This window comes from Nocardioides albus, assembly GCF_014648255.1.
GTDB lineage: Bacteria > Actinomycetota > Actinomycetes > Propionibacteriales > Nocardioidaceae > Nocardioides > Nocardioides albus.
In genome coordinates this window covers 532539-552398 of sequence record NZ_BMQT01000003.1, presented here as the reverse complement: position 1 = coordinate 552398, position 19860 = coordinate 532539, and the positions used below count along the sequence as shown (strand labels likewise).

Here is a 19860-nt window from a genome sequence, read left to right as displayed (position 1 = left end):
AAGGGCGACACGCCCGACCTCGGGGGCGAGGCGGGACCAGTTGGTATCGCACCACCTGGACGCACAACATTTGATCCTTCGCGGCAGAGCGCCGCGTCGTGAGAGCAGAAAAGAAGGGGAACCACCGAGGTGCCCACAATCAACCAGCTGGTCCGCAAGGGCCGCGAGGACAAGGCGACGAAGTCGAAGACGCCTGCCCTCAAGGGATCGCCGCAGCGCCGTGGCGTCTGCACGCGCGTCTACACCACCACCCCGAAGAAGCCGAACTCCGCCCTCCGGAAGGTCGCCCGTGTGCGCCTCTCCTCCGGCGTCGAGGTCACCGCTTACATCCCGGGTGTGGGCCACAACCTTCAGGAGCACTCCATCGTGCTCGTCCGCGGCGGTCGTGTGAAGGACCTCCCCGGCGTTCGCTACAAGATCATTCGCGGCACGCTCGACACCCAGGGTGTCAAGAACCGCAAGCAGGCCCGTTCGCGCTACGGCGCGAAGAAGGAGAAGTGACATGCCTCGTAAGGGTCCCGCTCCCAAGCGTCCGCTCGTCGTCGACCCCGTCTACGGCTCGCAGCTCGTAACCCAGCTGGTCAGCAAGGTCCTGCAGGACGGCAAGAAGCAGGTTGCGCAGCGCATCGTCTACACCGCCCTCGAGGGCTGCCGCGAGAAGACCGGCACCGACCCCGTGGTGACGCTCAAGCGCGCCATGGACAACGTGAAGCCGGCCATCGAGGTCAAGTCCCGCCGCGTCGGCGGCGCGACCTACCAGGTCCCGATCGAGGTCAAGGGCACGCGTGGCACCACGCTCGCGCTGCGCTGGCTCGTCGGCTACGCCCAGGACCGTCGTGAGAAGACGATGGCCGAGCGCCTGATGAACGAGATCCTCGACGCGAGCAACGGCCTCGGTGCCGCTGTGAAGAAGCGCGAGGACACTCACAAGATGGCCGAGTCCAACAAGGCCTTCGCGCACTACCGCTGGTGACGTACGGCGGGGTTCCTGCCGCACAATGTGGGGACCCCGCCCATCCAGACCGAAGACAATCTCTTTAAGGAACGCTGAAGACAGTGGCCGTCGACATCACCACGGACCTCAATGTGGTCCGCAACATCGGCATCATGGCGCACATCGATGCCGGTAAGACCACCACCACCGAGCGCATCCTGTTCTACACCGGTATCTCGTACAAGATCGGTGAGGTCCACGAAGGCGCAGCCACGATGGACTGGATGGAGCAGGAGCAGGAGCGCGGCATCACGATCACGTCTGCCGCGACGACCTGCTGGTGGAAGGACCACCAGATCAACATCATCGACACCCCGGGACACGTCGACTTCACGGTCGAGGTGGAGCGCTCGCTGCGCGTCCTGGACGGTGCTGTCGCCGTCTTCGACGGTGTCGCCGGTGTCGAGCCGCAGTCGCAGACCGTGTGGCGTCAGGCGAACAAGTACGCCGTCCCGCGGATGTGCTTCGTCAACAAGCTCGACCGCACCGGTGCCGACTTCTACATGGTCGTCGACTCGATCGTCGACAAGCTGCACGCCACCCCGCTGGTGCTGCAGCTGCCGATCGGTGCCGAGTCCGACTTCATCGGTGTCGTCGACCTGGTCGAGATGCACGCCAAGGTCTGGCGCGGCGAGACCGAGATGGGTGAGGACTACACGGTCGAGGAGATCCCCGCCGACCTCGCCGACAAGGCTGCGGAATACCGCGAGAAGCTGGTCGAGACCCTCGCCGAGGCCGAAGACGACATCATGGAGGTCTACCTCGAGGAGGGCGACGTCTTCGACGTGCCCACCCTGAAGGCCGCCATCCGTCGCGCGACCCTGGCCGACAAGCTCAACCCGATCCTCACCGGCACCGCGTTCAAGAACAAGGGCGTCCAGCCCCTGCTCGACGCGGTCGTCGACTACCTGCCCTCGCCGCTCGATGTCGAGTCGATCATCGGCCACGACGTCAAGGACGAGGAGGTCGAGGTCACTCGCCAGCCTTCCGAGTCCGAGCCGTTCTCCGGTCTGGTCTTCAAGATCGCCTCCGACCCGCACCTGGGCAAACTGTTCTACCTGCGCGTCTACTCCGGCAAGGTCGAGGCGGGTGCGACCGTGGTCAACCCGATCAACGGCCGCAAGGAGCGCATCGGCAAGATCTACCAGATGCACGCGAACAAGCGTGAGGAGATCGCGTCGGTGGGCGCCGGCCAGATCGTGGCGGTCATGGGTCTGAAGGACACCAAGACCGGTCACACGCTGTGCGACCCGTCCAACCCGGTCGTGCTCGAGTCGATGTCCTTCCCGGCTCCGGTGATCGAGGTCGCCATCGAGCCGAAGACCAAGAGCGACCAGCAGAAGCTCGGCACGGCGATCCAGCGGCTCACCGAGGAGGACCCGACCTTCACGGTCAAGTCCGACGAGCAGACGGGCCAGACGATCATCGCCGGCATGGGCGAGCTCCACCTCGAGGTCTTCGTCGACCGGATGAAGCGCGAGTTCAAGGTCGAGGCCACCGTCGGCAAGCCGCAGGTCGCCTACCGCGAGACGCTTCGCAAGAAGGTCTCGAACCACAGCTACACCCACAAGAAGCAGACCGGTGGTTCGGGTCAGTTCGCGAAGGTCGTCATCTCCGTCGAGCCCAACATCGACGAGGAGACCGGCCAGGGCGCGGGCTACGAGTTCGCCAACAACGTCACCGGTGGTCGCGTGCCGAAGGAATACATCCCTTCGGTCGACCAGGGTGCTCAGGACGCCATGGAGTTCGGCATCCTCGCCGGCTTCCCCATGGTCGATGTGAAGGTATCGCTCGAGGACGGCGCCTACCACGACGTCGACTCCTCCGAGCTCGCCTTCAAGATCGCCGGCAACCAGGCCTTCAAGGAGGCCGCCCGCATGGCGAAGGCCGTTCTGCTGGAGCCGATGTTCGCCGTAGAGGTCACCACCCCGGACAGCTTCCTGGGCACCGTGATCGGCGACATCAACTCCCGCCGCGGCCAGGTGTCTTCGCAGGAGGAGCGTCACGGCGACATGGTCGTCAACGCGCTCGTCCCGCTTTCCGAGATGTTCGGGTACGTCGGTGACCTCCGGTCCAAGACCAGTGGTCAGGCGTCGTACTCGATGGAGTTCGACTCGTACGCCGAGGTTCCCACGAACGTCGCCGACGAGATCATCAAGAAGGCCCGTGGCGAGTGACCTTCGGGTCGCCCGTCCAGGGACTTCGGCAGCACCACCTTTCAGTACGAGTCAGTAAGAAAATCACACCAGGAGGAGCCCACAGTGGCTAAGGCGAAGTTCGAGCGGAACAAGCCGCACGTCAACATCGGCACCATCGGTCACATCGACCACGGTAAGACCACCCTTACCGCGGCGATCTCGAAGGTGCTGCACGCGAAGTACCCGGACCTGAACCCGGAGTTCGCGTTCGAGGACATCGACAAGGCCCCCGAGGAGCGCCAGCGCGGGATCACGATCTCGATCGCGCACATCGAGTACCAGACCGAGTCGCGTCACTACGCTCACGTCGACTGCCCGGGTCACGCGGACTACATCAAGAACATGATCACCGGTGCCGCGCAGATGGACGGCGCGATCCTCGTGGTCGCCGCCACCGACGGCCCGATGCCGCAGACCAAGGAGCACGTGCTCCTGGCCCGCCAGGTCGGCGTGCCGTCGATCGTCGTCGCGCTCAACAAGTGCGACATGGTCGACGACGAGGAGCTCATCGAGCTCGTCGAGATGGAGGTGCGCGAGCTCCTCAGCGAGTACGAGTTCCCGGGTGACGACCTCCCGGTCGTGCGCGTTGCCGCCTACCCCGCCCTGCAGGGCGAGGAGAAGTGGATGGACTCCGTCGCCGAGCTCATGCAGGCCGTCGACGACTACATCCCGACCCCGGCTCGTGAGACCGACAAGCCGTTCCTGATGCCCGTTGAGGACGTCTTCACGATCACCGGTCGTGGCACCGTCATCACCGGTCGTATCGAGCGCGGCATCGTCAAGGTCGGCGAAGAGGTCGAGATCGTCGGCATCCGCGAGACCTCGCAGAAGTCGACCGTCACCGGCGTCGAGATGTTCCGCAAGCTCCTCGACGAGGGCCAGGCCGGCGAGAACGTCGGGCTGCTCCTCCGCGGCACCAAGCGCGAGGACGTCGAGCGCGGCATGGTTGTCATCAAGCCGGGCACCACGACCCCCCACACCAACTTCGAGGGCTCTGTCTACATCCTCTCGAAGGAGGAGGGTGGCCGTCACACCCCGTTCTTCAACAACTACCGTCCGCAGTTCTACTTCCGGACCACGGACGTGACCGGCGTTGTGACCCTCCCCGAGGGCACCGAGATGGTCATGCCGGGTGACAACACCGAGATGTCGGTCGAGCTCATCCAGCCCATCGCGATGGACGAGGGTCTGAAGTTCGCTATCCGTGAGGGCGGTCGCACCGTCGGCGCGGGTCGGGTTACGAAGATCATCAAGTAAGTGATCTTCTGATCCAACGTGGAGGGCCCCCGGAGCCGCAAGGCGAAGGGGGTCCTTCGCGTTGGACCAGATGCTCCTTGCTGGCTTAGTAAGCGCTGACTCGGCGCAAACGGACCGGAGCGAAGCGAGGACCGGATTGCGCCGCGTCGGCGCGCCCCGAGACCAAGGCAAGAAAAGTGACAGACCCGAATAGTGACACCCGCCCAGCAAGACCCCACCAGAAGCTGCTCGATGACGGCCGCACGGTAAGAGAGGTCCTCACCTACACCCGCCGCGGCAGCCGGCTCGACGCGAAGCAGCAGCGCGCCTGGGACGCGTACGCAGCAGAGTGGGTGATCCCGGACGAGGCGGTCGACGAGCCCGGCTTCTCCCTGGAGAGCTGGTTTGGCCGCAAGGCACCCCTGATCGTCGACATCGGCGGCGGCGTGGGCGAGGCGACCGCGGTGCTCGCAGCGGCGCGACCTGCGTACGACATCCTGGCCCTGGAGGTCTGGCGGCCGGGTGTCGCGGAGAGTCTCGCCCGGGTGGGCGCGGCCGGCGCTGCCAACGTACGTTTCTGCAGCGTCGATGCGCTCTGGACGCTCGAGAATCTCGTCGAGCCGGGGTCGGTCAGCGAGGTCTGGACGTTCTTCCCCGACCCGTGGCACAAGACCCGTCACCACAAGCGACGCCTGGTCACGCCCGCCAACGCGCGGATGATCGCCGAACGGCTCCAGGCAGGTGGGACCTGGCGGCTGGCGACCGACTGGGTCGAGTACGCCGAGCAGATGATCGAGGTCCTCGACGCCGAGCCGCTGCTGAGCGGAGGCGTGGTCGACCGCTGGGACGAGCGTCCGGTGACCAAGTTCGAGCGCAAGGGACTGGCCAAGGACCGGGTCATCACCGACCTGCTCTACCGGAGGCGTTGACCCGAACTGCCCGTGTCGTGACCGATCTGTGGGTTCGGAGCCGCCAGGATCAGGGACATGAAGTGGTACGCCGACACGCCCTCGCGCCGCGTTGCCCAGCTCTTCGCTGACCTGCTGACGGTGGGGTGGATCGTCGGGTGGGTCCTCCTCGGCAGGCTCGTCCACGAGCTGGTCTCCGCGCTCGCCCTGCCCGGCGAGAAGATGGACGCCGCCGGCACCTCGCTCTCCGAGAAGATGCTCGAGGCGGCCGGGAGGGTCGACGACCTGCCCCTGGTGGAGGACGGGGTAGCGGCGCCGTTCACGGGCGCCGCGAAGGCCGCCGACCAGCTCGCCGCGGCGGGCCAGGCGCAGGTCGATGCCGTCGCCGACATCGCGATCGGGCTGGCGATCGCGGTCGCGGTCGTCCCTGTGCTGATGTGGCTGATGGTGTATGTGCCCTTGCGGTGGCGCTACATCCGCAACGCGACCTCGACGCAGCGGTTCCTGGAGGCGGGAACGGCCGCTGACCTCGTGGCGCTGCGGGCGATGTCGACCCAGCCGCTGCACAAGCTCGCGAAGATCAGCGACGACCCGGTCAGGGCCTGGCGCGAGGGAGATGTCGAGGTCGTGACGAAGCTGGCTGCGCTGGAGCTGAAGTCGGTCGGGCTGAGCGCCAAGCGCCTGGCGCGCTAGCGCGCAGTGAGTCGCTTGCGGAGCTCGTCGTCGCGGGCGAGGCGGGCGGCGTCCCGATCACGGCGGGTCGCGAGCACCGCGGCCAGGTATGCCTCGGGAGGCGTGCCCGGGGGCGGGCCAGGGGCGACGTACGTCTGCATGTGGGTCGCCAGGCGGTCTGCGAGCGCGTGGCGGCGGACCGGGTCGGTGTGGGTGCCGACCTCGCCGGAGAGGAACCGGCGCACCGCCAGGCTCAGGCCGACGGGAATGGCGGCGACGTCCGCGCGGGAGGCCCAGGCGGCCAGCTCCGGGGGCATCCGAATCGGGGCCGGAGGGCTCAGCGGGACCCGGACGCGGATGACGTACGTCCCGGCCGCGATGTCGCCGAGACGCTTGCCGCGCGGGTGGATCATCGCGCAAAGGAGGGCAGCGGCGCCGCTGGTGCCGTAGATCTCGACGACTCCGACCAGGGCGCGTACGAACGCATGATGGAAGCTGATCGCGCCGCCGTCGTCCCGCACCGTGCGCAGCCCTAGCGCCAGCTTGCCGAGCGAGCGGCCACGGGTGAGCGTCTCGATGAGCGTCGGGAAGACGACCAGGACCGAGGCCGTCGCCGCGATGTAGCCGGCCCAGGCGAGCGCCTCGTCGGTGTCGAAGGTCGCGGTCATGAAGATGATCAGAACGATCAGCAGCAGGACGCAGGTCACCAGGACGTCGATGAGGCCGGAGAGCAACCGCATCCCCAGTCCGGCCGCCGGCAGGTCGAGGGCGACCGCGTCGCCGGTGACCAGGTCGTCGTCGGTCAGGAGCTCTCGCTCCTGAGGGAGCTGCTGCTGCAGGCGCTGGTCCTGAGGGCGTCGCTCGGGCGATTGCGGCGCGAGGGTCATGGCGGTCAGCGTACGCTGCGGGCGTGGATCTCGACGCGTATCTGGCCGCGACCGCGGCCGACCGGACCGGGCTCGAGGAGCTGCTGGCCGAGCGCCGGCTGAGCGGTGCTCAGGCCGACGAGCTGGTCGAGCTCTATCAACGGGTGAGCACCCAGCTCTCGGTCGTACGCAGCAACGCCCCCGACCCGACGGTCGTCCAGCATCTCTCGGTGCTGCTGGCGGCGGCCCGCAACCGCACCACCGGCACCCGGACCAGCACCTGGTCCGGTGTTCTGCGGTTCTTCACCCATCGGTTCCCGGCCGCGCTCTACCGGCTGCGCTGGTGGTGGCTGGGGATGCTGGTCGCCAACGTGGTGGTCACCGCGGTGATGATCTGGTGGCTGCTGCGCCACCCGGAGGTCGAGCAGTCGCTGCTCGGTCCCGAGCAGGTCAGGCAGCTGGTCGAGCACGACATCGAGGGCTACTACAGCGAGCACGCGGCCTCGTCGTTCGCCACCCAGGTCTGGGTCAACAACGTCTGGGTCTCGTTCATCTGCATCGCCCTGGGCGTCCTCGGGCTGCCGGTGATCTACTCGATGTTCCAGAACGTCGCCAACCTGGCGATCCTCGGCACCCTGATGCATCGCCACGATCGAGCCGAGCTGTTCTGGGGCCTGATCCTGCCCCACGGTCTGCTGGAGCTGACCGCGGTCTTCGTCGCCGGCGCCGTCGGGCTGCGGATCTTCTGGTCCTGGATCGACCCCGGACCGCTGACCCGAGGGCAGTCGATGGCCCGTGAGGGACGCACCGCCGGCGGCATCGCCCTCGGCCTCATCGTCGTGCTGCTGATCTCCGGCATCATCGAAGCCTTCGTCACCCCCTCGCCCCTACCCACCTGGGCCCGCGTCGGCATCGGCATCCTCGCCGAGATCGCCTTCTTCGCGTACGTCTTCATCGTGGGCCGCGCCGCCGCCTCCCGCGGCGAGACCGGCGACATCGACGAGCGTCTCCTCGAGGACCGCGTCGCCACTCAGGCCTGAATGTTCCCAGTCGGGAACATTTGGGCGTACGCTGGGGGCATGGCAACCATGTCCCCGGGCGAGATCGGCGGGCTCGTGCGTAGCGTGCGAAAGACGCTTGGCCTGACTCAGGCCGAGCTCGCCGAGCTCGCGGGCGTCGGCCGCCGTTTCGTCATCGAGCTCGAGGCCGGTCATGGACGTGCGGAGCTCCGGAAGGTTGCCGACGTGATGCGAGCGGTCGGTCTGGAGGTCTCCGACGAGCCGGACCCGATCGAGATGGTGCGTACGCCGAGCGGGTTGGTCTCGTTCCGGACCATGACGAGCCGGATAGGGCGGCCGTTGTCCGTGCCGAACCGCCTGTGGCGACTCGAGCCGGAACGAGCCACTGCGACCGTCACCCTGCCGCACAGCGTCCATTGGTCGGGTGGGGGCGGAACGTTCGACCTGGCCGACTGGAACGACCGAGCTCTCGCCTATCGAATGCTCATGCTCGAGGCGGCCCCTTCGATTCTGGTCGACTATGTCGACGGCGGCCAGCTCGTCGAGATGTGGGATGACATGTTCGTGCCGCCCGAGATCCGTCAGGCCTGGCAGAGCGCCGTCTCGGACTTTCGGGAAGCTGCGTAGTCATGGGCGCGACCGGATTCATCACGGCGTTGCAGGAAGACGTCGCCCGGACCTTCTTCGATCTCCCCGAGTCGGAAGGAATTCTGCTCGCGCGTGGTGCCGCACTCATCGCCTTGGGCGCCGTTGAGCGGGTGACCGACGATCTCGACTTCTTCGCCGCTCGCGGGGAAGGAAGCGTCCCAGCGGCCAAAGCCGCCTTCGTCGCCAGATGTCGCGCCCGGGGTTGGGAGACGGTGATCATCTGGGAGAACGACGAGTTCGTGCGACTCTCGGTGATCGCCGCCGACGACAAGATCGAGGTCGATCTCGGCATCGATGCCAGCCTCCTGCTTCCGCCGACGGCGACGTTCTTGGGACCCACGATCGGCCTCGAGGAGAATGCCGGACGTAAGACGCTGGCACTTTTCGGCCGTGCGGCGCCGCGTGACTTCGTCGACGTGTTCAACCTGGCCCGACGGTTCGGGAAGCCGAAATTGCTTGAGCTGGCGGCCGAGCGGGACCTAGGGTTCGACCGCGGCGTATTCGGCCAGATGGTGCGCATGGTGAACCAGATCAATGCCCGGCAATTTCCGATCGATGAGGAATCCGTTCCCGACCTGGTGACGTTCTTCAACGAATGGTCCGAAGAGCTTCGAGGCGAGTGAGGGATCCAGTGGCGCTGTGGCGTAGATCGAGTGCGGACAGGCTCAAGGCGTACGCGGTCGAGTACCCGCCAGATGCGACTGATGACGAGCAGCGAGACCGGGTTCGCATGCTGCTAAACCTGCTTAGACCGTATGGATCTGAGTTCCAGACCGACATGTCGGCCGTCGTGGAGGTGCCGCCTGAAGTCGTCGATTCCCGAGCCTTCCTGCGATCGCTCAAGGGAACGAAAGTGGGGTCTGAGGACTATGCGACGACGAACCTTGTGGACTCGGCGGACGACCGCCTCTGGGAGAGCTTCGTCCAGGTCGCGCCGTATGCCTTTTCGGCTGAGTTCTGGCAGGGGAGTCGATATCTCGTCTCCCTCGCAGACGAATGCCAGAGCGTCGTCGTCTACCTCGTCCCTGGCTCCGACCTCCACGCAGCAGTTGCTGACCGGTTCGACATTCGTCTGCTCGACTGATCAGAGCTGACCGGTGGCTTTGAGCTGCAGGTAGTGGTCGGCGAGAGCGGGTGGGAGGGACTCGGCGTCGGCGTCGACGATGTCGACGCCGAGGGTGCGGAGCATGGCGGCGGTGTGCTCGCGGCGGCGGAGGGTCTGCTCGGCGGCGGCTGCGGCATAGACGTCTTCGAGCGTGTCCCGCGCGGCGGCGGTGGCCTCGAGCTCGGGGTCGCGGACGGAGGCGAGGACGACGCGGTGGTGCTGCGTCAGGACCGGCAGGACGGGGAGGAGAGACTCCTCGATCGCGTGCGGGTCGAGAGGCGTCAGCAGGACCACGAGAGCGCGGTGGCGACCGAGGCCGGCGACGGCGCCGGCGAGGGTGGACCAGTCGGCCTCGGCGATGACCGGCTCGAGGTCGGCCATCGCCTCCTGCAGCCGCTGGGTGACATCGCGCTGGCCGGCGAGCCGGACTCGGGAGCGTACGCGCAGGTCACCGGCGACGAAGTCGATCCGGTCGCCTGCCCGGGAGGCGATGGCGGCGAGCAGGAGGCCGGCATCCATCGCCGAGTCGAGACGCGGCACCCCGCCCCCGGCGCCCTCGACCCGGGCCGCCGAGGTGCGGGAGGTGTCGAGCACCAGCACGACGCGGCGGTCCCGCTCTGGCTGCCAGGTGCGGACCACGACGGTGCGGGAGCGGGCGGTGGTGCGCCAGTCGATGGAGCGTACGTCGTCGCCTCGGACGTACTCCCGCAGCGAGTCGAACTCCGTGCCCTGCCCGCGCACTCGGACCGCGGCTCGGCCGTCGAGCTCGCGAAGCCGCTGCAGCCGGGACGGGAGGTGCTTGCGGGACTCGAATGCCGGCAGGACTCGCACCGAGCCCTCGACCGGGATCGTGCGCTGCCGCGCACCCAGACCCAATGGTCCGTAGACCCGGACCGTCACACCCAGCGCGCGCAGGTCTCCGCGGCGGCGCGGCCGCAGCGGCGTACGCAGCCTGGTGCTGTCCCCGCGACCGAGCCGGATCCGGTGCCGGTTACCGGTTGCTCCGGCAGTCGGCTGCCAGGCGTCGCGCACCAGTGCCCTGATGCGTCGAGCGGGGGAGCGGACCACCAGCTCCGAGGTCGTCGAGTCACCCAGCCTGATCCCGCCGAGCGGCTTCCGCCCGATCTGCAGGGCTGTCGGCTTCGTAGCCAGGAACACATCGGCCAGCACCAGCAGGGTCACGAGCAGGATCCAGACCGCGGCAGTGCTCGCGGCCGGCCGCAGCACGACCGGTACGACCCCGGCCAGGGTGAGCAGCGCGACGCGCCAGGTGATCGCCATCAGCGCCGCCTCGACCCAGTGAAGCCTCGAGCCCAGAAACTGACGTCTCGAGCCCAGAAACTGACGTCTCGGCGCCTAGAACTGACTTCTCGGCGGATCATCTTGGGACCGGGACGGCGCCGATGGCCGACGCCAGGACCTGGGACACCTGGACGCCCTCCAGCTCGGCTTCGGGACGCAGGGCCAGGCGGTGGGCGAGGGTGGCGTGAGCCAGGCTCTTCACGTCGTCGGGGGTGACGAAGTCACGGCCGGCGAGCCAGGCCCAGGCGCGGGCGGCGCGGAGCAGCGCGGTGGCGCCACGCGGGGACACCCCGGCCGAGAGCGACGGAGACTCACGCGTAGCCCGGGCGATGTCGACGATGTAGCCGGTGACCTCGGGGGAGACCTGGACCGATCCGACCAGCTGGCGGGCGGCCTCGATGTCGGCCCCCGAGGCTACGGCGGTGACCCCGGCTGCGGCGACGTCACGCGGGTCGAAGCCGGAGGCGTGCCGGGTGAGGATCTGGACCTCGTCGGCACGCTCGGGCACCGGCAGGACCACCTTGAGCAGGAAGCGGTCGAGCTGTGCCTCGGGGAGGGGGTAGACGCCTTCGTACTCGATCGGGTTCTGGGTCGCGGCCACCAGGAACGGTTTCGGCAGGGGCCGGGTGACTCCGTCGACCGAGACCTGTCCCTCCTCCATCGCCTCGAGCAGCGCCGACTGCGTCTTCGGCGGGGTGCGGTTGATCTCGTCGGCGAGGAGCAGGTTGGTGAAGACCGGTCCCTCCCGGAACGTCAGCGACCCATGGGAGGACTCGACGACCATCGACCCGGTGATGTCGCCGGGCATCAGGTCGGGGGTGAACTGCACCCGGCGCGTCTCGACCGACAATGCGGCAGACAGCGACCGGACCAGCAAGGTCTTGGCAGTGCCGGGTACGCCTTCCATGAGCACGTGGCCGCCGCACACCAGCGCGACCAGCAGCCCGGAGACCGCGGCGTCCTGACCGACGACGGCCTTGGCGACCTCGGCCCGGACCGCGGTGAGGCGCTCGCGGGCGGCGTCGGGTGACACGTAGGGGATGGTCTCGGATTGGGTCATGGGTGTCGTACCTCTTCCTCAAGGTCCGCCAGCGCGTTGGCCAGCGTGATCAGGTCATGGTCGTTCTCGATCGGAGAGTCGGTGAGCAGCGCGGAGACCTCGAGATCGGGGCGTCCGGTGCGATGGGCGACAGCGCGTACGACGGCCTCCGGAGTGGCCTCCCGGCCGAGCCGCAGCCGCTGGGCGAGGCGGGTGCGAGCAGCGTGCCGCAGCGTCCTGGCCGCGTGGCGGCGGTCGCCGGAGCGGCGATAGAGCCTGCCCAGGCTGCGGGTGGTCTCCGCGGCGCGGACATGGACCGGCAACGGCTCGACCGCCAGCGGCCCCAGTCGCCGTCCGCGGGCGATCGCGAAGGCCACGACCGCGAGCAGCAGGATCCACAAGGCCGGCTTGATCCACGGCGGCAGCAGGGACCCGGCGGTGTGGGTCTCGTCGGGAGCGAGGTCGTCGAACGAGGGGATGTACCAGACCAGGCGGTCGCTGCCGCCCAGCAGGCGTAGCGCCACGGCCGCGTTGTCGGCCCGCAGGATCTGGTCGTTGGTCAGCACCTGCGGCGCACCCCACACGGTGAGCCCGTCGGCCGGCGCGAGCACCGCGCCGCCCTCGTGCGGGAAGCAGGACCCGGCGTCGTACGCAGTCATCGCATCGGCCTGGATGCTGAGCCCCTGCCAGCGCGGGTCGTCGCAGTCCGCCTCGATCGTCTCGGCCGCCTGGGAGAGCGCGTAGGGGATGTCGAGCATCGCCGAGACGTAGGGCGGCGGGTCGGCCAGGATCAGCTCGGAGCCGTCGGTGCGGTCACGCAGCCTGGAGGCGGTGTCCTCACCGAGCGCCTCGGTCCCGGTCACGAAGACCGTCGTGTCACGTCCGATCTCGGTGTCCTCCAGGCGCTTGGCGGACCGGACGATGTCGACCTCGACCCCATGGTCCTCGAGCACGTGGACCAGCGCCCGGGTGCCATCGAGATCGGGGCTCTCCGGATCGTAGGGGGCATAGGACTCCTCGCCCTCCGGGGTCGCGATGTACGCCAGGGTCACCGCGACCACGAAGGCCAGCGCGACAGCCAGCAATGGTCGGTAGCGGCGGAACCAGCCATCAGACGACCGTATCGGTGTCGACCCGCTTTCGCCCCGCGGGTCCGGCGGCGCGACCGATGTCTCCGAGCTCATCGCGCCACCGCCAGCTCCTGCTCGAGTGCCAGCACGCCCTCGGCCTGCTCCCGCGTGGCGGGGTGGTTGCCGTAGAGCACCTCGTTGAACAGCTCTGCGGCTCGGCCGGCGCGGCCCTCGATCGACATCTCCCGCTCCAGGCTCGCCGCGACCTCGGCTGCGGTCAGCCCGAGGTCCTCCGCGAGCCGACCGCGCTCGACCTGACGCCTCGCCAGGGCGCGGAACCCGTCGATCAGTGCGGCGCCATGGTCCCCCGAGGCGTACGCAGCCTCGGCCCGCTCCCGGAGGGCGGCCGCCGACAGCGACTCGTCGGTGAGCACATCTCCGTCGCGGTCCCGGGCGGCCCGGGGGCTGCGACGGGCACGAGAGACCAGCAGACCGAGCCCGACCAGGAGCGCCGCGAAGACGACCATGGCGGCGACGGTCTGAGCCCACGGCACGTCGCCCGCCGACGGGATGCCGTCGGACAGGGTGCGCTCGATCCAGCGCAGGATCCGCTCGACGAGGTCGAGCTCGTGGTATTCCGGGTCGGCCAGCTCGCGCCGGAGCCAGGAGCGACCCTCCTCGGGCGTCGGCTCCAGAGGAGGCGGCTGTAGGAGGATCATCTGCTCAGCAGCCCGGCCTGCTCCATCAGCTCGACCTCGTAGGACTCCTTGCGGATGCGCTGGTCGAGATACTGCAGGTTGGTCACCGCGCCGCTGAACGGGGCCACGATCGCGGCGGCGACGACGGTCGAGACGGCGCTGCCGGCGATGGTCGCGAAGAAGTAGAGGTCCGGCTGGACGATGCCGACGACGCTGGCGACCATGCTGATCGGGAAGGCGACGATCTGGGAGACGAAGCCGACGATGATGTTGGCCAGCAGCCAGATCCCGAAGAGCCGCCAGAACTGTCGTGCCGACAGCCGCCACGCCCGGCCGATGGCGCCGAAGACGCCGGTGTTCTCCAGCATCAGCGACGGCACCGCGAGCAGGTAGAGCCGCACCGTCAGGAAGAAGGAGGTCGCGATCAGCAGCAGGAACATCAGGATCCCGACCAGGATGGCCGGGACGGGGTTGTCGACGACGATCGCGAGCACCACCACGGGCGTCACCGCGACCGCCAGGACCAGGATGAAGATCAGGGTGGTCAGCAGCGCGAGCCCGATCAGCCGCCAGCGGTTGCCGTGGGTCGCGGCCCACGCCTGGCTGAGGGTGAGCTTGCGGCCGATCGCGGCGGCGTGGGCCACGTGGGAGATCATCCCTGCGACCAGGATCGCCCCGATGACCTGGAGGATCGTGCCGAGGAAGAAGGAGCCGACGGCCGCCAGGATGCCGATGATCTCGGAGCTGCTGGGCACGTAGTCAGGATCCTCGAGCGTGACCCCGAACCATTCCAGGCTGTTCCCGGAGAAGGTCATCGCAGCGGTCACCCCCAGCGGGATGGCCATCGCCACCGCGGCCACGAGGACCGAGGCGCCGACCGTGGCGCCGGGGTTGAAGCGTACGAGCCGGAAGGCGCCGTCGAGCATGTCGCCGAGGCCGAGCGGACGCAGCGGGATCGCGCCGGGCTTGTGCGCCGGTGGCAGCGGCTGTGTCCACGTCGGTCGGGCGGGGTGTGGATGCACCGGTCGAGGCTGCATCGGCTGGCCCGGCGGGGGAGGGGTGGACGGGTTCGCCGCCCCCTGCTGAGGTTGCTCACCCGGTGGGGGTGGCCACGCTCCTGACATCCTGATGCTCCTCGTCGCGACGACCGGCGAACTCGCTCGGTTGGGGGCATCCTCTCAGAGCGACCCAGACGACATCGTTGATTTGGAGCCACCTGCGTACGCGTGACAAGATTCTCTGGTTGCTCCAGTGAACTGTTCGCTGGGGTGCGCACACCTTGACTACTGAATCGCGTCACCTGAGCAGGCTGTCAGCCTGTCCGGATGTGGTCTGTGGTCGCCGTGTGCCCATCCCGAAGGCGTGGTTCCAGTGAAGCTGATGGTGAAAGTCGTCCGCGAAGTCGGCGTCCGCTTGTAGCTGTATTCATTTCACAGCGTAAGCGACACGCCCGACCGCGGGGGTCGGAGCCAGAGGTGAGCAACCGGGCCGACTCAGCCGGAGGAAGCCTGTAGCACGCGGCACGCTGACCAAGAAGGACGAGAGAGACAGATGGCGGGACAGAAGATCCGCATCAGGCTCAAGGCCTATGACCACGAGGTGATCGACACCTCGGCGCGAAAGATCGTGGACACGGTCACCCGTACGGGTGCCAAGGTCGCCGGCCCGGTGCCGCTGCCGACCGAGAAGAACGTGTACTGCGTCATCCGCTCGCCCCACAAGTACAAGGACTCGCGCGAGCACTTCGAGATGCGCACCCACAAGCGCCTCATCGACATCATCGACCCGACCCCGAAGACTGTTGACTCCCTCATGCGGCTCGACCTGCCTGCTGGTGTCGACATCGAGATCAAGCTCTGAGGTTGACGACATGACGATCGAACGCAACGTGAAGGGTCTCCTGGGCACCAAGCTCGGCATGACCCAGCTGTGGGACGAGAACAACGTCGTCGTCCCCGTGACCGTCATCGCGGCGAACACCAACGTCGTGACCCAGGTCCGCACCCCCGAGGTCGACGGCTACAACGCCGTGCAGATCGGCTACGGCGAGATCGACGGCCGCAAGGTGAACAAGCCGGGCGCCGGCCAGTTCGAGAAGGCCGGCACCACGCCGCGCCGCCACCTGGCTGAGATCCGCACCGCCGACGCCGCGTCCTACGCCGCCGGCCAGGAGCTCCCCGTCGACACCTTCGCCATCGGCGAGGAGATCGACGTGACGGGCACCTCGAAGGGTAAGGGTTTCGCGGGTGTCATGAAGCGCCACGGCTTTGCCGGTGTCAGCGCTTCCCACGGTGCTCACCGTAACCACCGCAAGCCGGGGTCGATCGGCGCTTGCGCCACCCCGGGTCGCGTGTTCAAGGGCGTCCGCATGGCCGGTCACATGGGTACTGACACCGTCACCACCCAGAACCTGACCGTGCACGCCGTCGACACCGAGAAGGGCCTCATCCTGGTCAAGGGTGCCATTCCTGGCCCCAAGGGTGGCCTCGTGGTCCTCCGCTCGGCTGCTAAGAAGCTGGAGGCCTGATCATGGCTATCAAGACTGTCAAGGTCGACTTCCCGGCTGAGATCTTCGATGTTGAGGTCAACATCCCGCTGATCCACCAGGTCGTCGTCGCGCAGCAGGCCGCTGCGCGCCAGGGCACGCACTCCACCAAGACCCGCGGCGAGGTCCGCGGCGGTGGACGCAAGCCCTACAAGCAGAAGGGCACCGGTCGCGCCCGTCAGGGCTCGACCCGCGCGCCGCAGTTCGCCGGTGGTGGCACCGTCCACGGCCCGCAGCCGCGTGACTACAGCCAGCGCACCCCCAAGAAGATGAAGGCCGCGGCTCTCCGCGGAGCCCTCTCCGACCGGGCCCGCGCCGGCCAGATCCACGTGGCCGAGTTCGCCCTCGAGGCGCCCTCGACCAAGACCGCGCTGACCGCCCTCAAGGCGATCTCGGACGTCAAGCGTTACCTCGTCGTCCTGGACCGCTCCGAGTCCGTCGCCGCGCTGAGCCTGCGCAACGTCCCCGAGGTCCACCTCCTCTGGGCCGACCAGCTCAACACCTACGACGTCCTCGTCTCCGACGATGTCGTCTTCTCCAAGCCGGCCTACGAGATCTTCGTCTCGGGCAAGCCGGTCGTCGCTGCCAAGGAGACCGTCACCATCGGTGACGTCGAGAAGGACGCGATCAAGGAGGCTGCCGTCGAGCCCGCCAAGGAGATCGACCTCCCCGAGGGCGCTGTCGCGCCGCTCGAGGACGGCTCGGCTCCCGAGGGCTTCGACATCAAGGGCAACGTCAAGGGCAAGGACAAGAAGTTCCACGCCCCGGGCGGCCGTTGGTACGAGTCCACCAAGGCGGAGTTCTACTTCAAGTCCGCCGAGGACGCCATCGCCGCCGGTTTCGTCGAGGCCGGCAAGAAGAAGGCTGAGGAGGCTGACAAGTGAGCACGCTCCACTACGACCCCCGCGACATCCTGATCGCGCCGGTGGTCTCCGAGAAGAGCTACGGCCTCCTCGACCAGAACAAGTACACCTTCATCGTTCGCCCTGACGCGAACAAGACCGAGATCAAGATCGCGGTCGAGAAGGTGTTCGACGTCAAGGTGACCTCGGTCAACACGATCAACCGCAAGGGCAAGGCCCGTCGTACTCGTTACGGCATGGGCAAGCGCCCCGACACCAAGCGCGCGATCGTCTCCCTGGCTGAGGGCGACCGCATCGACATCTTCGGCGCGTGAGAAGGACTGACTGAACATGGCTATTCGTAAGTACAAGCCGACCACCCCGGGCCGTCGTGGCTCGTCGGTGGCCGACTTCGCCGAGATCACTCGGACCACGCCGGAGAAGTCGCTGACGGTGCCCCTTCCCAAGAAGGGCGGCCGCAACAACCAGGGCCGTATCACCACCCGTCACAAGGGCGGTGGCCACAAGCGCGCCTACCGGATCATCGACTTCCGTCGCTACGACAAGGACGGCGTGCCGGCCAAGGTCGCTCACATCGAGTACGACCCGAACCGCACCGCCCGCATCGCCCTGCTGCACTACTTCGACGGCGAGAAGCGCTACATCCTCGCGCCCGTCGGCGTCTCGCAGGGCACTGTCGTGGAGTCCGGCCCCACCGCCGACATCAAGCCCGGCAACAACCTGCCGCTGCGCAACATCCCGGTTGGTACCACCATCCACAATGTTGAGCTGCGTCCGGGTGGAGGCGCGAAGATCGCCCGCTCCGCCGGTATGAGCGCCCAGCTGGTCGCCCGTGAGGGTTCCAAGGCCACGCTGCGTATGCCTTCGGGTGAGATGCGCTTCGTCGACGTGCGCTGCCGCGCCACCGTCGGTGAGGTCGGCAACGCCGAGCAGTCGAACATCAACTGGGGTAAGGCCGGCCGTATGCGGTGGAAGGGCGTCCGCCCGACCGTCCGTGGTGTCGTCATGAACCCGGTCGACCACCCGCACGGTGGTGGTGAGGGTAAGACCTCCGGTGGCCGTCACCCGGTCAGCCCCTGGGGTAAGCCCGAGGGCCGCACGCGCAAGCGCAAGGCCTCTGACTCGCAGATCATCCGCCGCCGTAAGAGCGGGAAGGGTAGGAAGTAAGCAATGCCTCGCAGCCTGAAGAAGGGCCCCTTCATCGACGACCACCTTCAGAAGAAGGTCGACGCCGAGAACGAGAAGGGCACCCACAACGTGATCAAGACCTGGTCGCGCCGCTCGATGATCGTGCCCGAGATGATCGGTCACACCATCGCGGTGCACGACGGTCGCAAGCACGTCCCGGTCTTCGTGTCCGACTCGATGGTCGGTCACAAGCTGGGCGAGTTCGCCCCGACCCGCACTTTCAAGGGTCACATCAAGGACGATCGGAAGGGACGGCGTCGATGAGCACCACCGAGCGTGTGCGCGTAAGCGCCCGCCGCGAATCCCTGCTCGGCGACCAGCCGGGTGCCTTCGCGAGTGCCCGCTTCGTGCGGATCACTCCGATGAAGGCACGCCGCGTCGTCGACATGGTTCGCGGCCTGCCCGTCGACGAGGCCCTGTCCCTGCTGCAGTTCGCGCCGCAGGCAGCCTCCGAGACTGTTTACAAGGTCCTCGAGAGCGCCATCGCCAACGCGGTGTCGGCTGAGGGTCTGGACCGTGACGACCTCGTCGTCTCGGTCGCCATGGTCGACGAAGGTCCGACCATGAAGCGCTGGCGTCCCCGCGCCCAGGGCCGTGCGACCCGCATCAACAAGCGGACCTCGCACATCACCCTGGTCGTGCAGCCGGCCGACGTCGTCGAGAAGGGCGGTAAGAAGTAATGGGTCAGAAGATCAACCCGAACGGCTTCCGCCTGGGCATCTCGACCGACCACAAGTCGCGTTGGTACGCCGACAAGCAGTACAAGGAGTACGTCGGCGAGGACGTCAAGATCCGCAAGCTGCTCAGCAAGGGCATGGAGCGGGCCGGCATCGCCAAGGTCGAGATCGAGCGCACCCGTGACCGCGTCCGTGTGGACATCCACACCGCGCGTCCCGGCATCGTCATCGGCCGCCGCGGCGCCGAGGCCGACCGCCTCCGCACCGAGCTGGAGAAGCTCACCGGCAAGCAGGTTCAGCTGAACATCCTCGAGGTCAAGAACCCCGAGGTCGACGCTCAGCTGGTCGCCCAGGGTGTCGCCGAGCAGCTCAGCGGTCGCGTGCAGTTCCGTCGCGCGATGCGCAAGGCCATGCAGACCACGATGCGCTCCGGTGCCAAGGGCATCCGGATCCAGTGCTCGGGTCGTCTCAACGGCGCCGAGATGTCGCGTACCGAGTTCTACCGCGAGGGCCGCGTTCCGCTGCACACGCTGCGTGCCGACATCGACTACGGCTTCTACGAGGCCCGCACGACCTTCGGCCGTATCGGCGTGAAGGTCTGGATCTACAAGGGCGAGGTCTCCGGATCGCGCGCCGAGCGTCAGGCCGCCCAGGCCGCCCGTGCGGGCGTCCCGGGTCGCGGTGGCAACGACCGTCGCGGTGGCCGCGGCGACCGTCCGTCGCGTGGCTCCCGTGGTGACCGCCCGAACCGCGCTGACCGCGCGGCGAAGACTGAGGCGCCGGCTGCCGCTGAGGCTCCCGCCGCCGAGACCACGTCCCAGGAGGGCTGACC

At 67.9% G+C, this 19860-nt stretch carries 24 protein-coding genes; 18 read left to right on the top strand and 6 right to left on the bottom strand.

What is annotated here, in order from left to right; all coding sequences use genetic code 11:
* The first annotated feature begins 129 nt into the window (after positions 1 to 129).
* From rpsL to IEY84_RS08880, 6 genes are all read left to right on the top strand, one after another.
* Positions 130 to 501: a 30S ribosomal protein S12 gene (gene rpsL / locus IEY84_RS08905; protein ID WP_091052356.1), complete on the top strand. Its 372-nt coding sequence runs from the start codon at positions 130 to 132 to the stop codon at positions 499 to 501.
* A gap of 1 nt (position 502) precedes the next feature.
* Positions 503 to 973 (top strand): 30S ribosomal protein S7, encoded by a 471-nt coding sequence (gene rpsG / locus IEY84_RS08900; RefSeq protein ID WP_141806234.1) that lies wholly within the window; start codon positions 503 to 505, stop codon positions 971 to 973.
* An 83-nt stretch (positions 974 to 1056) separates the two neighbouring features.
* A complete protein-coding gene (fusA, locus tag IEY84_RS08895; protein WP_183544400.1) occupies positions 1057 to 3171 on the top strand; it encodes an elongation factor G in 2115 nt (704 codons plus the stop codon).
* An 84-nt stretch (positions 3172 to 3255) separates the two neighbouring features.
* Positions 3256 to 4449 (top strand): elongation factor Tu, encoded by a 1194-nt coding sequence (tuf, locus tag IEY84_RS08890; protein ID WP_183544399.1) that lies wholly within the window; start codon positions 3256 to 3258, stop codon positions 4447 to 4449.
* A 176-nt stretch (positions 4450 to 4625) separates the two neighbouring features.
* Entirely contained in the window at positions 4626 to 5357 is a 732-nt protein-coding gene (gene trmB, locus IEY84_RS08885; protein WP_183544396.1) for a tRNA (guanosine(46)-N7)-methyltransferase TrmB, read from the top strand.
* A gap of 57 nt (positions 5358 to 5414) precedes the next feature.
* The gene (locus tag IEY84_RS08880; protein WP_183544394.1) at positions 5415 to 6029 is read left to right on the top strand and encodes a hypothetical protein; all 615 of its coding nucleotides are present in this window, start codon (positions 5415 to 5417) and stop codon (positions 6027 to 6029) included.
* Here IEY84_RS08880 and IEY84_RS08875 read toward each other — a convergent pair.
* Entirely contained in the window at positions 6026 to 6895 is an 870-nt protein-coding gene (locus IEY84_RS08875; RefSeq protein WP_183544392.1) for an RDD family protein, read from the bottom strand. The genes IEY84_RS08880 and IEY84_RS08875 overlap by 4 nt on opposite strands.
* Before the next feature lie 23 nt (positions 6896 to 6918).
* Here IEY84_RS08875 and IEY84_RS08870 point away from each other — a divergent pair, with 23 nt between their 5' ends.
* Genes IEY84_RS08870 through IEY84_RS08855 form a run of 4 tightly spaced genes read left to right on the top strand, consistent with a single transcriptional unit; the run spans position 6919 to position 9625 of the window.
* Positions 6919 to 7914, top strand: coding sequence for a stage II sporulation protein M (locus IEY84_RS08870; protein ID WP_183544390.1), 996 nt, complete (start codon positions 6919 to 6921; stop codon positions 7912 to 7914).
* 39 nt (positions 7915 to 7953) lie between these two features.
* Entirely contained in the window at positions 7954 to 8520 is a 567-nt protein-coding gene (locus IEY84_RS08865) for a helix-turn-helix transcriptional regulator (protein WP_183544388.1), read from the top strand.
* 2 nt (positions 8521 to 8522) lie between these two features.
* Positions 8523 to 9164 carry a nucleotidyl transferase AbiEii/AbiGii toxin family protein gene (locus tag IEY84_RS08860; protein ID WP_183544385.1) on the top strand — a complete coding sequence of 214 codons (642 nt, stop codon included), beginning with the start codon at positions 8523 to 8525 and terminating at the stop codon, positions 9162 to 9164.
* A complete protein-coding gene (locus tag IEY84_RS08855) occupies positions 9161 to 9625 on the top strand; it encodes a hypothetical protein (protein ID WP_183544383.1) in 465 nt (154 codons plus the stop codon). Before IEY84_RS08860 ends, IEY84_RS08855 begins: the two co-directional genes overlap by 4 nt.
* On the opposite strand, the gene IEY84_RS08850 is transcribed toward IEY84_RS08855, so the two are convergent.
* The 5 genes from IEY84_RS08850 to IEY84_RS08830 form a co-directional block, all read right to left on the bottom strand.
* Entirely contained in the window at positions 9626 to 10927 is a 1302-nt protein-coding gene (locus IEY84_RS08850; protein WP_183544381.1) for a DUF58 domain-containing protein, read from the bottom strand.
* Between the two features lie 97 nt (positions 10928 to 11024).
* The gene (locus IEY84_RS08845; RefSeq protein WP_183544379.1) at positions 11025 to 12008 is read right to left on the bottom strand and encodes an AAA family ATPase; all 984 of its coding nucleotides are present in this window, start codon (positions 12006 to 12008) and stop codon (positions 11025 to 11027) included.
* Positions 12005 to 13072 (bottom strand): DUF4350 domain-containing protein, encoded by a 1068-nt coding sequence (locus IEY84_RS08840; protein ID WP_183544377.1) that lies wholly within the window; start codon positions 13070 to 13072, stop codon positions 12005 to 12007. The genes IEY84_RS08845 and IEY84_RS08840 overlap by 4 nt, the downstream gene beginning before the upstream one ends.
* A 95-nt stretch (positions 13073 to 13167) precedes the next feature.
* Positions 13168 to 13776: a DUF4129 domain-containing protein gene (locus IEY84_RS08835; protein WP_183544375.1), complete on the bottom strand. Its 609-nt coding sequence runs from the start codon at positions 13774 to 13776 to the stop codon at positions 13168 to 13170.
* On the bottom strand, positions 13773 to 14777 hold the full coding sequence (locus IEY84_RS08830) for a DUF7544 domain-containing protein (protein WP_183544373.1): 1005 nt from the start codon (positions 14775 to 14777) through the stop codon (positions 13773 to 13775). The genes IEY84_RS08835 and IEY84_RS08830 overlap by 4 nt, the downstream gene beginning before the upstream one ends.
* Before the next feature lie 529 nt (positions 14778 to 15306).
* Between IEY84_RS08830 and rpsJ the strand changes: the two genes are divergently transcribed.
* From rpsJ to rpsC, 8 genes are read left to right on the top strand one after another with little or no spacing between them, the layout of a single operon-like run.
* Positions 15307 to 15615, top strand: coding sequence for a 30S ribosomal protein S10 (gene rpsJ, locus IEY84_RS08825; RefSeq protein WP_008360994.1), 309 nt, complete (start codon positions 15307 to 15309; stop codon positions 15613 to 15615).
* A gap of 10 nt (positions 15616 to 15625) precedes the next feature.
* Positions 15626 to 16282, top strand: coding sequence for a 50S ribosomal protein L3 (gene rplC / locus IEY84_RS08820; protein ID WP_183544371.1), 657 nt, complete (start codon positions 15626 to 15628; stop codon positions 16280 to 16282).
* 2 nt (positions 16283 to 16284) lie between these two features.
* Positions 16285 to 17184 (top strand): 50S ribosomal protein L4, sunset domain variant, encoded by a 900-nt coding sequence (gene rplD, locus IEY84_RS08815; protein WP_183544370.1) that lies wholly within the window; start codon positions 16285 to 16287, stop codon positions 17182 to 17184.
* The gene (gene rplW / locus IEY84_RS08810) at positions 17181 to 17477 is read left to right on the top strand and encodes a 50S ribosomal protein L23 (RefSeq protein WP_183544369.1); all 297 of its coding nucleotides are present in this window, start codon (positions 17181 to 17183) and stop codon (positions 17475 to 17477) included. The genes rplD and rplW overlap by 4 nt, the downstream gene beginning before the upstream one ends.
* A 16-nt stretch (positions 17478 to 17493) precedes the next feature.
* Entirely contained in the window at positions 17494 to 18330 is an 837-nt protein-coding gene (rplB, locus tag IEY84_RS08805) for a 50S ribosomal protein L2 (protein ID WP_183544368.1), read from the top strand.
* A 3-nt stretch (positions 18331 to 18333) separates the two neighbouring features.
* On the top strand, positions 18334 to 18615 hold the full coding sequence (gene rpsS, locus IEY84_RS08800) for a 30S ribosomal protein S19 (protein WP_008361004.1): 282 nt from the start codon (positions 18334 to 18336) through the stop codon (positions 18613 to 18615).
* Positions 18612 to 19031 (top strand): 50S ribosomal protein L22, encoded by a 420-nt coding sequence (rplV, locus tag IEY84_RS08795; RefSeq protein WP_183544367.1) that lies wholly within the window; start codon positions 18612 to 18614, stop codon positions 19029 to 19031. Before rpsS ends, rplV begins: the two co-directional genes overlap by 4 nt.
* A complete protein-coding gene (gene rpsC / locus IEY84_RS08790) occupies positions 19031 to 19858 on the top strand; it encodes a 30S ribosomal protein S3 (protein ID WP_008361007.1) in 828 nt (275 codons plus the stop codon). The genes rplV and rpsC overlap by 1 nt, the downstream gene beginning before the upstream one ends.
* Positions 19859 to 19860: the final 2 nt, after the last annotated feature.

Coding starts and splice junctions, on each gene's coding strand:
- IEY84_RS08875 (WP_183544392.1), bottom strand. CDS start 6,895: ATGACCCTCGCGCCGCAATCGCCCGAGCGACGCCCTCAGGACCAGCGC.
- rplV (WP_183544367.1), top strand. CDS start 18,612: ATGAGCACCACCGAGCGTGTGCGCGTAAGCGCCCGCCGCGAATCCCTG.
- rplB (WP_183544368.1), top strand. CDS start 17,494: ATGGCTATTCGTAAGTACAAGCCGACCACCCCGGGCCGTCGTGGCTCG.
- rplD (WP_183544370.1), top strand. CDS start 16,285: ATGGCTATCAAGACTGTCAAGGTCGACTTCCCGGCTGAGATCTTCGAT.
- IEY84_RS08845 (WP_183544379.1), bottom strand. CDS start 12,008: ATGACCCAATCCGAGACCATCCCCTACGTGTCACCCGACGCCGCCCGC.
- IEY84_RS08850 (WP_183544381.1), bottom strand. CDS start 10,927: ATGGCGATCACCTGGCGCGTCGCGCTGCTCACCCTGGCCGGGGTCGTA.
- IEY84_RS08835 (WP_183544375.1), bottom strand. CDS start 13,776: ATGATCCTCCTACAGCCGCCTCCTCTGGAGCCGACGCCCGAGGAGGGT.
- rplC (WP_183544371.1), top strand. CDS start 15,626: ATGACGATCGAACGCAACGTGAAGGGTCTCCTGGGCACCAAGCTCGGC.
- rpsC (WP_008361007.1), top strand. CDS start 19,031: ATGGGTCAGAAGATCAACCCGAACGGCTTCCGCCTGGGCATCTCGACC.
- rpsS (WP_008361004.1), top strand. CDS start 18,334: ATGCCTCGCAGCCTGAAGAAGGGCCCCTTCATCGACGACCACCTTCAG.
- IEY84_RS08860 (WP_183544385.1), top strand. CDS start 8,523: ATGGGCGCGACCGGATTCATCACGGCGTTGCAGGAAGACGTCGCCCGG.
- rpsJ (WP_008360994.1), top strand. CDS start 15,307: ATGGCGGGACAGAAGATCCGCATCAGGCTCAAGGCCTATGACCACGAG.
- rpsG (WP_141806234.1), top strand. CDS start 503: ATGCCTCGTAAGGGTCCCGCTCCCAAGCGTCCGCTCGTCGTCGACCCC.
- IEY84_RS08865 (WP_183544388.1), top strand. CDS start 7,954: ATGGCAACCATGTCCCCGGGCGAGATCGGCGGGCTCGTGCGTAGCGTG.
- IEY84_RS08880 (WP_183544394.1), top strand. CDS start 5,415: ATGAAGTGGTACGCCGACACGCCCTCGCGCCGCGTTGCCCAGCTCTTC.